The 15254-nt window shown below is 69.9% G+C and carries 7 protein-coding genes; all 7 read right to left on the bottom strand.

Going from position 1 to position 15254, the window contains the following annotated elements:
- Window positions 1-188 precede the first annotated feature (188 nt).
- Window positions 189-662: a holo-ACP synthase AcpS gene (gene acpS, locus PQI66_RS13835; RefSeq protein ID WP_339999104.1), complete on the bottom strand. Its 474-nt coding sequence runs from the start codon at window positions 660-662 to the stop codon at window positions 189-191.
- Window positions 659-9964: a fatty acid synthase subunit beta domain-containing protein gene (locus PQI66_RS13830; protein WP_339999103.1), complete on the bottom strand. Its 9306-nt coding sequence runs from the start codon at window positions 9962-9964 to the stop codon at window positions 659-661. Before PQI66_RS13830 ends, acpS begins: the two co-directional genes overlap by 4 nt.
- Before the next feature lie 23 nt (window positions 9965-9987).
- A complete protein-coding gene (locus PQI66_RS13825; protein ID WP_339999102.1) occupies window positions 9988-11526 on the bottom strand; it encodes an acyl-CoA carboxylase subunit beta in 1539 nt (512 codons plus the stop codon).
- Window positions 11523-13451 (bottom strand): acetyl/propionyl/methylcrotonyl-CoA carboxylase subunit alpha, encoded by a 1929-nt coding sequence (locus tag PQI66_RS13820; protein ID WP_339999101.1) that lies wholly within the window; start codon window positions 13449-13451, stop codon window positions 11523-11525. The genes PQI66_RS13825 and PQI66_RS13820 overlap by 4 nt, the downstream gene beginning before the upstream one ends.
- A 363-nt stretch (window positions 13452-13814) precedes the next feature.
- A complete protein-coding gene (locus tag PQI66_RS13815) occupies window positions 13815-14204 on the bottom strand; it encodes a DoxX family protein (RefSeq protein ID WP_339999100.1) in 390 nt (129 codons plus the stop codon).
- A 41-nt stretch (window positions 14205-14245) separates the two neighbouring features.
- Entirely contained in the window at window positions 14246-14890 is a 645-nt protein-coding gene (gene recR, locus PQI66_RS13810; RefSeq protein ID WP_339999099.1) for a recombination mediator RecR, read from the bottom strand.
- Between the two features lie 12 nt (window positions 14891-14902).
- Entirely contained in the window at window positions 14903-15217 is a 315-nt protein-coding gene (locus tag PQI66_RS13805) for a YbaB/EbfC family nucleoid-associated protein (protein ID WP_339999098.1), read from the bottom strand.
- Between the last annotated feature and the right edge of the window lie 37 nt (window positions 15218-15254).

Here is a 15254-nt window from a genome sequence, read left to right as displayed (position 1 = left end):
CATCTGAGTCACCGCCCAGGTCAGTACACGACCGTTTATTGACCTGGGCGGTGACTCAGATGACAAAGCACCCCGGAGCACGGAAGAGAAGTCTGCGCCCGTGCGCCTGATCAGGGAGATCAGGTGCACGGGCGCAGACTTTTCCCGGACGGACGGGGCACGACGGTAGCCCGGGGGCAGGGGCAGACTTACATCCGCCGCCACTCCCCGACCACGAAGGCCTGGGCGACCGGCCCGTCATGCGACAGGCTCAGGTGCCAGACGGCGTGCCCGTTGTCCGTGTTCCCCGGGGCACCGCCACCGAAGTGGCGGGACATCGCACCGGAGACCACGGACGCCAGCGGCTCGTGCAGGCGGATGAACGGTCGACCCCAGCGGTCCTTGACCACCTCGATCTGTGACCAGTCCATCGTCGCACCGGGAATCTCGTCCCCGGCCTCCGCCGCGGTCCACGCCTTGTAGAAGGCCTCCTTCGCCGCCCAACGGGCCGCGAGATGCTGGGCCTCGTTGCCACTGGTCTGCGCCTGCTTCGCGCAGGTGCGTCGCTCGGCCCCGGTGAAGGACGCGGCGAACCGCGACCCCGGCATGTCGAGCTGCTCGGCGAACGACGGGATGTCGACCACGTCGATCCCGACACCGACCACGAAGGAGGACCCGGTCACCGCAGCAGCCCGTCCTCGCCGGCGCGGGCCTGCGGGTCGAGCAGCATCGCCGGCTCAGCGTCGTCGATGGAGACGTCGTCGGCGAAGCGACGGTGCTCGATCTCCTCGAACAGGGCGCGGTGGCCCAGCATGCCGGCCTCACGGCGTCGCACACCGGCGCGCAGGCGTGCGGATGCGGTGGCGACCCACTTCTTCGCTGCGTCCTCACCGAGCTGGTTGGCGACAGCAACCCGGAATGCCTCCGGGTGCACCAGCGCCATCAGCGCGGACACGTGGCCGAAGCCCAGGGAGGTCAGCAGACCGGCCTTGATCGTGCGGTTGAGCTGCAGCGGCTCGCGCAGCCACACCAGGTTCGGCGCGGACGCCATCTCCGGGTCCACGCAGTCCAGCGAGCGGTTCGCCGGGATGCGTGAGGTCCGGAACATGTCGCCCAGGCCGGCGGTCTGGAAGACGGCGGCACCACCCTTGGCGTGACCGGTGAGCGTCTTCTGGGAGACGACGTACATCGGGTTGCCTTCGGTACGGCCCATGGCCTTCGCCAGGCGGGTGTGCAGGCGGGACTCGTTCGGGTCGTTGGCGTTGGTCGAGGTGTCGTGCTTGGACACCACGGAGATGTCGTCGGCGCTGACACCGAGCTTCGAGAGCTCCTTCGACAGCTTCGAGCCCTGGCCACCTCGACCGGCGGCCAACGCACCCATGCCCGGGGCCGGGATGGAGGTGTGCGCACCGTCGGCGAAGGACGCCGCGTAGCCGACCACGGACTGCACGGGCAGGCCCAGCTTCGCCGCGACCGAGCCACGGGTCAACAGGATCGTGCCGCCACCCTGGGCCTCGACGAAGCCGCCGCGACGACGGTCGTTGGCCCGGGAGTAGAAGCGCTCGTTGAGACCCTTGGCTGCCATGGCGTCCGAGTTGGCGGTCGCGTTCATCGAGGCGAACCCGCTGATCGACTCCACGGACATGTCGTCGGTGGCACCGGCGACCACGAAGTCGGCCTTGCCGAGCTTGATCTTGTCCACGCCCTCCTCGACGGAGACCGCGGCGGTGGCGCAGGCCCCGACCGGGTGGATCATCGCACCGTAGCCGCCGACGTACGCCTGCATGGTGTGCGCGGCGACGACGTTGGGAAGGGTCTCCTGCAGGATGTCGGACGGGATGTCCTCCTCCAGGAAGCGGTCGACGAAGAGCTTGCGCATCGAGGTCATGCCGCCGAAACCGGTGCCCTGGGTCATGGCGACGTCCGAGGGGTGGACGGCCTGCAGGATCTCTGCCGGGGTGAAGCCGGCGGAGAGGTAGGCGTCGACGGTGGCGACGAGGTTCCACACGGCGATCCGGTCGATGGCCTCGACCATCGAGGCCGGCACGCCCCAGCGGGTGGGGTCGAAGTCCGTCGGGAACTGGCCGCCGACCTTGCGTGCCAGGGTCGCACGACGGGGCACACGGGCCCGGGCACCCGGCAGACGGGTGACGGACCACTCGCCTGTCTCCTCGTCCAGGGTCGCCCGGGTGAAGTTCGGGTCGGCCTCGACGAAGGACTGGGCGTCCTCGGCGGAGTCCACGGAGAAGCTGACCTCACGGTCGAGGAAGATCTCCGCGGCCTGCGGGGTGTGCACGTCCTCCAGCGCGACGTCGTCGACGAAGGTACGCACACCGGCGCGGGCGGCGACCTCGTCCCGGTAGCGCGGGAAGATCTCCTCCTCCGGGACGATCTCGCCCTTGGCGTCGTACCAGCCGGCGACCGGGGTGTCCTTCCAGGTCAGCAGGCCGGTCATCCAGGCCAGTTCCAGCACCCCGGCGGCGGTGAGGTCCACCGACCCGTCGGCCTGGACACCGTACTCGGCCTCGAAGCGGGTGCGTCCGGAGCCCCAGGCGCTGACCTCACCGAGTCCGACGACGACGACCATGTCGTCGAGGTCGGCGGTGACCTCGCCCCAGGCCTCGTCCTGTGAGTCACCCGTACCACGGACGTCTCCGGCGACGGGCTGGGAGGCCCGCACCGGCGACGGCAGCGCGTTGACGGTGACCGGGGCCTCGGCAGCCTCGGCAGCTGCACCGGCACCGGCGTTGTCGAAGGCGCCGTCGGCCAGTGCCTGGTCGCGCAGTTCGGTCAGGTTGATCTTGTCCAGACCACCGGTGAGGTCGGCGTCGACCGGTCCGATGGACGCGGCGGCGCGGATCTCGGAGGAGCACAGACGGACCAGCTCACCGGCGATGTCGGACGGGGTCCACACACGCACGCCTGCCTCGACGGCGGCGTCGACCAGCGGGTCGTTGCCGCCCATCAGGCCGGTCCCGGAGACCCAGCCGATGCGCGGGTGGGCGATGGTGACGCGCTCCGCCCACGGCTCGTTGGACCACTTGTTGCAGATGGCGTCGAACGCGGCCTTGGTCTCACCGTAGGCACCGTCGCCGCCGAAGGTTCCGCGGTTCGGGGAGCCGGGCAGCACCACGTGCAGGCGGTGCGCCAGGTTGGCCTCGTGCCCGATGCGGGACAGCGCGGTGAAGGAACGCTCCACGCTCCACAGCAGCAGACGGGCCTGGGTCTCGGCGTTTCCACCGGCGTCCTCGACCGTGCCGGAGACCGACGGCGCAGCGAAGGGCAGGAAAAGATCCGGGACGAGCGCCGGCTTGACCAGCTTCTTCTCGGAACCGACGGTCTCGGTCTGCTCGTTGCCGATCCAGTCAACCAGGGCGTCGATGTCACGGTAGCTCGACAGGTTCGCCGGAACGAGCCAGATCTTCGCGTCCGCCGAGGCGTGCTCCCGGTAGAGCTTCTTGATGAACTCCAGGCGTGCAGCGCTGATCCGGGACGCGGTGATGACCACGGTGGCTCCCTGCGACAGCAGGTCGCCGACCACGCCACCGGCGATGGAGGCGGGGGTGACACCGGTGACGACGGCGACCTGTCCGGCGAAGTCGCCGGCGGTCTCCTCGTCGCGGGCGTCGGCGGCGATGCTGGTGAAGCGGGCCGCCAACTGGTCGTCGGCGGTGTGACCGGCCCACCAGTCGGCGTGCTTCGCGACGGTCTCGCCGGTGCCGCGGAAGGTCGCGGACTCCGCGATCTCCTCACCGGCGGCGAGACGGGCGATGTCCTCGCGGGCGGTGGCCCAGCGGTCGTCGATGAGGATGGCGCGTCGCTCGTCGAAGACCGGGGCAACCTGCTTGGGCCAGGTCGCACCGAGTTCTTCGCTGACGGCCTGCAGGATCGCGGCGGTCTCGTCGGCCTCGGGGTCGGCGAAGGACGCGGACTCAGGCACGTCCAGGTTCAGGTCGTGCAGGATGTGGCGGGCCAGGTTGGCCAGCACACCGTCGTCGCCGGTGACCTCCTCGGCGAAGGCGTCGAGGGCCGCGGAGTCCACGGTGCCTCCGCCGGAGCCACCGGCGCTGGGCTTCGCCACGGGGATGCCGTGGGCGGCACCGGCCTGGGACACCGCCTCGTCGATGATGGCGTTGACGTCGTTCATCGAGGTGGCGGAGGTCGGCAGGGTCGACAGGTCGCCACCGCGTGCGGAGGCCCCCTCGCGGGAACCGAGCAGGATCTGCGCGGTCGCGTGGTCGACCCAGCCCGGTCCGAGCTCCCAGGTGCCGGTGACGCGGTCGGCGATGGCGGTGGCCTTCGCGCCGGCGGAACCGAAGAGCTTGCGCAGCCGGTCCTTCACTGCCTCACTGAGCACCGGGCCGAAGGCCGCGTAGTTGTGCGCGGCGGCGTCCACGGTGGCGGACAGGGTCGTGACGTCGGCCTCGGCGGCACCTTCGACGCTGGACAGACCCAGCTCGGCGGAGATGTCCATGAGCAACTGGTTGAGCCGCGAGGACACGCCGTTGGTCAGTGTGCCGGTGGTGTCGGCGCCGCCGATCTGCTCCGGGCGCAGTTTGTTGGCGTAGGCCAGCAGGGTCTTGATCGCGTCGGACGCCTTGTAGGGCAGGTCCGCGGGGCGTTCGACCGAACCCGCTGGTGCCGGGGGCTCCGGGGTGGCGTAGCCCTCGTCGACGGCGGGCGACGGTGCGGAGGCGTCCGGGCGGGCCTCGGCGACGACGTCACCGGTCGGCACACTCTCACGCTCCGCCTCGGCCGGCTCGTCGACCGGGGCCTCGATGGTCTGGACGTCCTCGTGGTAGACCAGCTTCTCGTCGCGCTGGACGTTGCGCACGGCGACGTCGGCACCGGTGAACCGGGCCAGCTTCAGGGTCTTGGTGGCCAGGTTCGCCAGGGTCGGGGCGGCACCGAGACCGATCTCGACGAGCTCGTCGATGTCCAGACGGTCGCTGGCGAGCAGCAGGTCCTGGGTCTCGATCCAGCGGACCGGGGAGGCGAACTGCCAGCAGAGCAGCTCGATGAACAGGGTGCGGGCGACCGCAGCACGTCCGGCCTCGTCCGTGGTACGGGCGTCCCAGTCGTCCAGGATCTCCTGGGCGGGCTCGGCGGGGACGACGTCCAGGATGGACTGCACGAACTCGCGGGTGAGCTCGAACGGGCGGGCGACGAGGTTCGGGATGTAGCGGCCCTCGAGCACCTCGTGGTCGATGGTCTCCGGGAGCAGGTCGTCGAGCTTCTCGCGGAAGTCCGGCACACCGGGGTGCAGGACGCGCGAGTGGAAGGGCACGTCGATGCCCGGGACCAACATGAACGATCCCTTGCCACCGGCGGCGGCGGTCCGCTCGGCGGCGTCCTTCTCCAGGGCGGCGAGCCCGGCGACGGTGCCGGCGACGGAGTACTGCTCGCCGGCGAGGTTGAAGTTCACGATCTCGAGGAACTCACCGGAGGCCTCGGCCACGGAGTTGACGTACTCGACGACGTGGTCGTCGTCGACACCGAACTGGTTGGGACGCAGGGCGCCCATGCGGTAGTTCGAGCGGCCGTTCTCGTCCCGCGGGATGAGGTGGTGCATCGTGGAGCCACGGTGGAACACGACCTCGAGCACGGTCTCCAGCTCGATGGTGCCGGCGTAGGCCGACAGCGCGGTGTACTCGCCGAGGGAGTGACCGGCGTAGTAGGCGTCGGCGACCAGGGCGTCGGCCTCCCGCAGACGGGCGGTCTGTGCCAGCGCCAGCGTCGCCAGGGCGACCTGCGTGAACTGGGTGAGGTAGAGGACGCCGTCCGGGTGATGGTAGGTCACCCCGTTGGCGGTCAGCGACGTGGGGTTGTCGCGGACCACGGTGAGGATGGAGAAGTCCAGGGTCGCGCGGGTGTGTGCGTCGGCCTGCTCCCAGACCGCCGCGGTGGCCTTGGAGGCGGCGCGCTCGTCCAGGCCCATGCCCGTGGACTGGATGCCCTGGCCGGGGTAGACGTACGCGGTGGACGGTGCGGCGGTGACGGCGGTGCCCTGGGAGACCAGCTCGTCGTTGATGCGGCAGGTCACCTCGAGGAGCAGTCCGCCACCGGCGACGCGGCCGGTGCGCTCGACCTGGATGTCCACCGGGTCGCCCAGCTGCACCAGGCCGAACATGCGGTAGGTCCAGCCGAGGATGTGGTGGCCGGAGCCGGCGGCGGACGCGGCGTGCTGCGCGGTGGCAGACAGCCACATGCCGTGCACCAGCGGTGCCTGCAGTCCGGCGACGCGGGCGGCGACGTGGCTGGTGTGGATCGGGTTGAAGTCACCGGAGACCCAGGCGAAGGGGGTCATCTCCGCCGGGGCGTTCACCCGGGTACGCAGCAGGGTGGAACGCGGGGTGTCGGTGGTCTCCGCACCGGTGCCACCGGCGAGCTGCGGCTCGGCGGGCGGGGTGGTGCCGAAGGCACGGCCGCGGATGGCGAAGCGTTCGGTCTGGCGTCCCAGCAGGGTGCCCCCGGCGTCGTGCATGTGGTGGTGCACGGTGACGACGCGGCCGGAGGAGGACTCCTCGATGCCGGCGGCCCAGCTGGTCACGGTGATCTCGAAGGGGGCGCGCTCGGCGAGCTCCTCGGCGGAGACCTCGAGTGCCACGGTGTGGTCGAGGTGCACCGCGTTGAGCAGGCCCTCGATGACCGGGTAGTCGTTGACCATGGCGGAGCCCAGGGCGGCGTAGATCGCCGGCCAGCAGGTGCCCAGCAGGGCGTCCGGGACGATGGAGGCGCGGGTGGCGCCGCCACCGACCTCGGACAGGTCGCCCAGGCCGTCGCCGGTGACACCGGCGTGCTCGGAACCGAGGGACTCGGTGAGCGTGAAGGTGTAGTTGAACGTGCCGAAGGGGGCGGTCTCGGAGGTGGACCCCTCGACCTTGGCCGGCATGGCGGTGATCTCGTCACCGGTGACGGCGGTGTTGCCGACACCGGCCGTACCTGCGAGCAGGCCGTACATGGTGTCGGGCAGACGCTCCTCATCCACGACGGGCAGGCCACCGGTGATGCTGGTGGTGTCGAGGACCAGCGGAACGGGGAGGCTGCGGACAGCGTGGACCTGTGCGTCGCCACTGCCGGCGGCCGTGTCGTCCCAGAAGGTGTCCAGGTGCAGGTCGATGGTGACCTTGACGGGGTTTCCGTCGGCACCGTCGTTGATCACGACCAGGTCGTAGCGGTCCTCGTCGATGACGTGGGCCGGGTTGTCCATGAGGTGGCCGGTCCACGAGATGTAGGGCACGGCCTTGAGGAAGGACGCGACGTCGGCCGCGTCCTCGGTCCGGGACCACGCGCTCAGTGGCCCGGTGGTGGCGTCACTGTCGGCGATGCGGGCGCGGCAGGCCTCCTCGAAACGTCCGAGGAGGTCGGCGACGGGCTCGTCGACGGTGGTGATGCCGGAGACGGACACCGGACCGGGGATGATGCGCACCTGGTCGGCGGAGTACCGGTCGTCCTGGGCCTGCCAGAGGCAGTCCTTGCCCCACCAGGCGAGCAGGTCCTCGTCGATGGCCGGAACGAAACCCATGGGCTTGGGGTACTTGCGGCACAGGGCGATGAACCAGGCGGTGTCCAGCGGGGTCAGGGTGTCGACCTCGGCCGAGGGGTAGGCGGCGACGAGGGTCGCCACGGCTGCCTCGGGGTCCTCGGCGGACTCCACGGTCGGGAAGAGGGTCTCGACCGGGCCGTGCTCGGCGGTGGTCAGACGTGCCTCGACACGCTGCAGGAGTTCCTGGAAGCGCTGCAGCCAGGAGGGGTCGACCCACGGGAAGCTCAGCTCGGCGAAACGACGAACGACCTGCGCGTAGGTCATCTTCTCCAGCTCACCGAAGTACGGCTTCGCCGTCTTGTCCATGGCCTCGATGATCTCGTCACGGCGGGCGTTGACGGCCTCGAGGGAGCCACCGACCTCCTGGATCAGACGCATGCACTTCGCCGCGGAGTTGTCGATCTCGTGGATGTCGGCACGCAGGTGGGACAGGCCCGAGGTCGCGCCGCCAGCGGAGTGGCCGGGGGCGATCCAGCCGCCGTTGGGGGCGGTGAAGGCGGCACCGGTCTCGTCGGCGACACCGGGGGTGTCGACGAGCAGCTGCTTGATCTCGTCGGTGGTCTTGGCTTCCTTGGTGGTCATCGCCGCGGTACCGACGAGCACGCCGTCGACGGGCATGGACGGCAGTCCGAGGGCGACGGACCAGTCGCCGGAGAGATAGTCGGCGGAGCGTTCGGGGGTGCCGATACCGCCGCCGACACAGAGCACGACGTTCTTCTGACGTCGGATCTCCGCGTAGGTGGCGGTGAGCAGGTCGTCCAGGTTCTCCCAGGAGTGGTGGCCACCGGCGTGGCCGTCCTCGACCTGGAGGATGATGCTGGTGCCGGTGTCCTCGATCTGGCGGGCGATGCCCAGGCCGGCACGGATCTGGTTGACGGTGCCCGGCTTCAGGGCGATGTGGGAGAAGCCGGACTCGCGCAGCGCACCGATGACCTCGGGGGCCTCGTCGGGCTCCGGGATGCCGGCGGAGATCACGACACCGTCCAGCGGGGCACCGGACTCGCGGGCCTTGGAGACCACACGCTGACCGCCGAAGTGGAGGTTCCACAGGTAACGGTCCATGAACATGGCGTTGAACTGCACGGCGCGGCCCGGCTCGAGCAGGCCCTTGAGCTTGGTGAGGTTGGCGTCGAAGACCTCGGCGGTGACCTGTCCGCCACCGGCGAGCTCCGCCCAGTAGCCGGCGTTCGCGGCGGCGGCGACGATCTCCGGGTCGACGGTGGTCGGCGTCATGCCGGCGAGCAGCACCGGTGAGCGTCCCGTCAGACGCGAGAACGCGGTCTCCACGACCTGGCCGGTGGGCAGGTCGAGCAGGCGCGGGGCGTAGGTGGACCAGTCGACGGTGCGCTCGGGGTCCCCGCCGGGGGCGGCGAGGGTGTCGACGTCGTCGAGGCTGCCGGCGGCGACGATGCCGGCGCCGGAGCCCTCGATGATGTCGGAGGAGATCCGGGAGGCCACGACGCCGGGGCCGAGGTCCAGGAACCAGTCGGCGCCCTGTTCCCCACCGTCACGGGCGTCGGCGACCTGGGCGACCCAGTCGACGTGGTCGGTGAGCACGGCACGGGCGAATGCCTCGGCGCCCTGCAGGCCGCAACGCTCCGCCCAGGCCACGGTCTGCGCGACGGCAGGCTCCATGGAGCTGTGGTGGAACGGGACGGTGACCTCGAGGTACTCGGTCTGCGGGTTCAGCGGGGCACCGCCGCGGGTCTTGGACGCGAGCTCGGCGGCGTCCTTCTCGCCGAGCTGCAGGACGGTCTGCTCGACGACACCCAGGTCCTCCGGGGTACCGGAGAGGATGTAGCGGCGACGGCCGTTGTGGATGGCGACCTCGACGTCCACGCCGGCGTCGGCGATGACGGCGTCGAGGTGGGAACGCTCCAGCCCACGCACGGAGAGCATCGGGGTGTGCTCCCCGACGGCGAATCCTGCGGAGCGGGTGGTGCGTGCCGCGGCCGCGCCGATCAGGCGGGCGACGGCGAAGACCCGGGCGTCGGTGAGCCCGTTGTCGTTGACGAAGGCCGCACCGAGCACACCCTGGGAGTGCCCGAGCGCGGTCGCACGGCCGTCGGCGACGGCGGCCGCGGCGTCGTACCCGGCACCCTTGAGTGCGGAGAGCTGGGCGTACTGCACCGCGGTGATGCCGGGCACGGACAGCGCGGCGGAGACCGGGGCGGACGCCGCGGTGGCGAAGGAGCCGGTCCCGGCGAGGCGCTCGAGCGAGAGGGCACCGGCGGTGGCGGCGGTCAGCTCGGCGGCGACGGGGGCGAGCAGGTCGTCCGACGCGGCGATCAGGTCACGGACCTCGCCGGCGAGGGCGGGGTCCTCGGAGATCTGCGCGCAGGCGGGACGCCACGGGGTGGCCTGACCGCCGAAGAGCAGGGCGGTCTTCTCGCTGCCGCCGTTCAGGCGCGCGAGGAAGCTGGAGGAGGTGTCAGTCATGATGTCCTTAATCACCCTGTCGGTCACAGGGGCCCGTTGGAGTGGAACTTGAAGTGGCGGCGGTCGCGGTCCTTGGTGCGCAGCGAACGCAGGGCGGAGGCGAGGGTGTCCCGGGTGTCAGCGGGTGCCACGATGCGGTCGATCTCGCCGGTCTCCACGGAGAAGTTCGGGTTGATGTTCTCCGCCTGGTACTCGTCGGCGAGTTGCTTGGTGTACGCGGCCTTCTCCTCGTCCGGGACGGCGGCGATGTCGCGGCGGCGCAGGATCTGGACGGCGCCCTCGGCACCCATCACGGCGATCTCGGCGTCCGGCCAGGCGAAGGCGAAGTCCGCACCGATGCCCTTGGAGCCCATCACGATGTAGGCACCGCCGTAGGACTTGCGGGTGATCATCGTGACCACCGGGACGGTGCAGTTGCCGTAGGCGTAGATGACCTTCGCTCCGCGGCGGATGATGCCGGCACGCTCCTGCTCGGCGCCGGGCAGGTAGCCGGGAACGTCGACGAGGGTGACGACCGGCAGGCCGAAGGCGTCGCAGCAGCGCACGAAACGGGCGGTCTTCTCGGAGGCCTCGACGTCGAGGGTGCCGGCGTTGTGCATGGGCTGGTCGGCGACGATGCCGACGGGCTTGCCCTCGATGCAGGCGAAGCCGATGACGATCGAGCGGGCCCAGTGCTCCTGGACCTCGACGAACTCGCCGTGGTCGACCAGCGCCTCGATGACCTCGACGACGTCGTAGGGCATGCGGTTGTCGGCCGGGACGATGTCCCCGACCTTGCGCGCTGCGTCGGTGTCCTCGTCGGTGGCGACGTAGTCGTAGGACGGGGTGGCCTCGTTGCAGTTCTGCGGGAGGTAGTTGAGCAGGGCGCGGGCGTAGTCGATCGCGTCCTCCTCGTCCTCGGCGAGGTAGTGGGCCACGCCGGAGACGCTGTTGTGCATCTCCGCGCCGCCCAGGTCGTCCAGGCTGATCTGCTCGCCGGTGACGGCCTTGACCACGTCCGGGCCGGTGACGAACATGTGGGAGTTCTCCCGCGGCATGATCACGAAGTCGGTCAGTGCCGGGGAGTACACCGCACCGCCGGCGCAGGGGCCGAGGATCAGGGAGATCTGCGGGATGAAGCCCGAGGCCTCACAGGACTTGCGGAAGATACGGCCGTACCACGACAGCGCGGCGACGCCTTCCTGGATACGTGCTCCACCGGAGTCCAGGAGACCGAAGCAGGGCACACGCTCGGCGATGGCGCGGTCGATGAGGTCGGTGATCTTCTGGCCCTCGACCTTGCCCAGGGTCCCGCCCCGGATGGAGAAGTCCTGGGCGTAGATGGCGACGGTGCGGCCGTCAATGGTGCCGAAACCGGTGGCGACGGCGGACCCGGTGAATCCTGCGGCGGGGTCCCCGCCGAAGAACCGGCCGAACTCCACGAAGGAGCCCTCGTCGCAGAGCATGGCGATGCGCTCACGGGCGGTGAGCTTGCCCTTGCCGTGCTGGAACTTCTCGGCCTTCTCGTCGGCGGCGGCGGCGAGCGCGTCGTAGTCGACGGTGGTCTTCTCGGGAGCGGTCATTCCGCGGCCTCCTCGGTGTTGTCGGCGGTGTCGGCGGTGGCTGTGTCAGCGGTGTCGATGTGCAGCAGCGTGTCTCCGGCATTGACGTTCTGACCGACGGCGACGTCGATCGAGGCGACGGTGCCTGCTGCGGGGGCGTGGATGTACTTCTCCATCTTCATCGCCTCCAGGACGATGACCACGTCACCCTCGTTGACGGTCGTGCCGGGCTCGGCACCCATGCGCACGACGATGGCCTGCATCGGGGACTGCAGCGCACCCTCGGCGGTGAGGGACTCGCCGGCGGCGGCGGGGGCGGACGCACCGGCGTCCCCGCCGCGTCGACGCGACCCGCGCCGCGGCTGGCTGCGGCGGGACCGTGCCCCGAGCTCCTGGCCCTTCTCACCGAGGCTGCCGAAACCGCTCTGCATCATCGAGCCGAGGCTCGCGAGCCCCTCCGGCAGGGTGATCCGGTGACGACGCCCGTCGATCTGTGCGGTGAAGGTCCGCAGCGCTGCGGCGATGCCGCCCTCCTCGTCCCCGGAGGAGTCCTGGCCGAGCTTCCCCAGGTCCACGTCGGGCAGGAAGCTGGTCTCCAGCCACCGGGTACGCACGCGCAGGTCGCGGTGGCCGTTGGTGCCGTCGAAGTCGGGGTGGGCCATGATCAGGTCCAGCACCGGCGTGGACGTGGCGATGCCCTTGATGGACAACTCCCCCAGGGCCCGACGGGCACGGGCGATGGCACGCTCACGGGTGGGCCCGGTGACGATGAGCTTGGCGATCATCGAGTCGAACTCCGGGGACACCTTGTCGCCGAGCCGGACACCGGTCTCGATCCGGACGCCGTGGCCGGCGGGCCACTCGAGTTCCTTGATCTTGCCGGCGGTCGGGGTGAGGTCCTTCGCCGGATCCTCGGAGGTGATGCGCAACTCGATGGAGTGGCCGCGGACCTCGGGGACCTCGGGGATGTTGCCACCGTCGGCGATGGCGAACTGCGCCTCGACCAGGTCGAGACCGGTGACCTCCTCGGAGACGGTGTGCTCGACCTGCAGGCGGGGGTTGACCTCGAGGAAGAACAGTTCCCCCTCCTCGGTGAGCATGAACTCGCAGGTGCCCAGGCCGACGTAGTCGGTGTGGTCGAACAGCGCCTTGGACCAGGCGTTGAGGGTGTCGAACGCACCGTCCGGGAGGAAGGGTGCCGGAGCCTCCTCGATGACCTTCTGGTGCCGACGCTGCACCGAGCAGTCACGGGTGGTCACCACGGCGAAGTTGCCGTGGGAGTCGCGCATGCACTGGGTCTCGATGTGGCGCCCGGAGAGGATGAAGCGCTCCATGAAGAACTTGTCCAGGTCGCCACCGGCCATGGCGTGGCCCGCGGCGAACTTCTTGAGGTCGTCCGCGGTGCGGATGACCTCGATGCCGCGACCGCCGCCTCCGTCGGACCGCTTGAGCACGATCGGGTACCCGTGGGCGGCGACGAAGTCGTCGACCTCCTCCATGGACTGCACCGGGTCGGTCGTGCCGGGTACCGGCGAGACGCCGGCGGCGATCGCGGTCCGTCGTGCACTGATCTTGTCGCCGAGCTGACGGATGGTGTCGGCGGCGGGACCGAGCCAGGTCAGGCCGGCGTCGGCCACGGCCTGGGCCGCGTCGGGGACCTCGGAGAGGAAGCCGTAACCGGGGTGGACGGCGTCCGCCCCGGCACGCTGGGCGACGTCGATGATCTTGGCGATGTCGAGGTAGGTCTCCTGGAGGGTGGAGCCCTCCAGCGAGTACGCGTCATCGGCGAGAGCGACGGCGGGTGAGTCGATGTCCTGCTCGGAGTACACGGCGACGGACCGCAGTCCCAGGTCACGGGCGGTACGGACGACACGTGCGGCGATTTCGCCACGATTGGCCACGAGGATGGTGGACGGCATCGGGCTCCTTTCGGAGAGTCGGTTCATGGAGGCTCATCGCGAGGGCGCCGGGACAGGGACAGTCCTGTCTCCGACACAGGTCGCGTGAATAGGGATGAACTCTAGGAAGCGCCCCGGACAGCTCCGATCCATTCGGTTCTGCACATATATCCACCCCACCCCCGCCGCCTCCCTCCGACCCCGCCACACCGCCGGAGTTTCCTTAGGTCAACAAGCGTTTCCGCAGACCTCCCCCATGCGGTCCGCGCACCACCCCCGTGGCCCCGCCCGAGCGCCCCCGCAGCCACCACATGTGCGCTGCGTCACTCTATGCGGACACTATTACAGACATACTGATTATCAGAGTGTCGTCCCCCAAACGAAACAATGTCACCGGCTGCGGTGCCGGGGCTACCGCTCCCCCAGTTTCCGCGTGGAGAGGATCATCGGAACCTGACCCGCCACCCGTGCCCACCCGCCGATCTTCATCAGGGTGCTCTTCTTCCCGGACTTCTGCCAGTCCAGCGCCATCTTGATGTTCCCGGGCCACACGCCGAGCAGGAACAGCGTCGCAGGCGTCGCCGCGGTCGCACGGGTGGACGGGTTGGCGATCGCCGCCGCAAGTGCGAGCTCCACGACCCCGCTCCCCCACGTCCAGTACTTCTGCTCCCCGGGCAGTTCCTCGGGGACGAGGGAATCGTAGAACCGTCGCTGTGCGAAGTGCAGGACGCCGGCACCGCCGAAGACGGTGGCCCACACACGTGCCCGGGTCGTCGCCCGGCTGTTGTCAGATGTAGTCACGTAGCTCACGCTACGCCGTCCCGGCCCCCACGTCAGCGGTATCAGCGGATCGCGGTGCGCCCCTCGAACGCGCGCGACAGCGTGAGTTCGTCGACGAACTCCAGGTCGCCGCCCATCGGGATGCCCGAGGCCAGCCGGGACACCGTCAGCCCGGGGAACTCCTTGAGCAGTCGCCCGAGGTAGGCGGCGGTCGCCTCTCCTTCGGTGTTGGGGTCGGTGGCGATGATGACCTCGGCGATGTCCGGGGCGTCCGCCACCGTCCCGTCCGCGGCGACGACGTCGTCGACCCGTCCGCCGATGCGTTGCACCAGGGCGGTCACGTTGAGCTCCTTCGGACCGATGCCGTTCAACGGGTCGAGGGCCCCGCCGAGGACGTGGTAACGCCCCTCGTACTCACCGGTGCGCTCGATGACCTGGATGTCCTTCGACTCCTCGACGACGCACACGATGGTGGCGTCCCGTGTGGAGTCCGCGCAGATCCGGCACACCTCCTCGGAGGAGACGTTGTGGCAGATGCGGCAGTACCGCACGCCCTTCTGCAGACGTGACAGGGCACCGGTCAGCCGTTCCAGGTCCTCCGGCTCGGCCTGGAGGAGATGGAAGGCGATGCGTTGAGCGCTCTTGGGTCCCACGCCGGGCAGGCGGGAGAACTCGTCGATGGCGTCCTGGAGGGGACCTTCGAACACGGTGGTCGGGCCCTAGAAGCCGAGACCGTCGAGCCCCTGCGACAGGGGGCCCATCTTCTCGTTGGAGAGGCTCTTGAGGTTCTCGCCGGCATCCTGGTAGGCGCCGATGATGAGGTCCTGGAGGGTGTCGACGTCCTCCGGGTCGACGACGGAGGGGTCGATGGACAGGCTCTCGACTTCGCCGGAGCCGCGGAGTGCGACCTTGACCAGTCCGTTGCCGGCGGTGCCTTCGACGGTGGAGGCCATGATCTCGGCCTGTGCCTCCTGGAGCTGCTGCTGCATCTGCTGGGCCTGGGCCATGATCTGGTTCATGTCGGGCTGGTTCACGGTTTTTCCCTCCGGGGTCGGTACACGGGTCGTACAG

Origin of the sequence: Corynebacterium sp. USCH3 (assembly GCF_037619475.1) — a bacterium.
Taxonomy (GTDB): Bacteria; Actinomycetota; Actinomycetes; order Mycobacteriales; family Mycobacteriaceae; genus Corynebacterium.
This window is presented reverse-complemented; position numbering and strand designations above follow the sequence as displayed.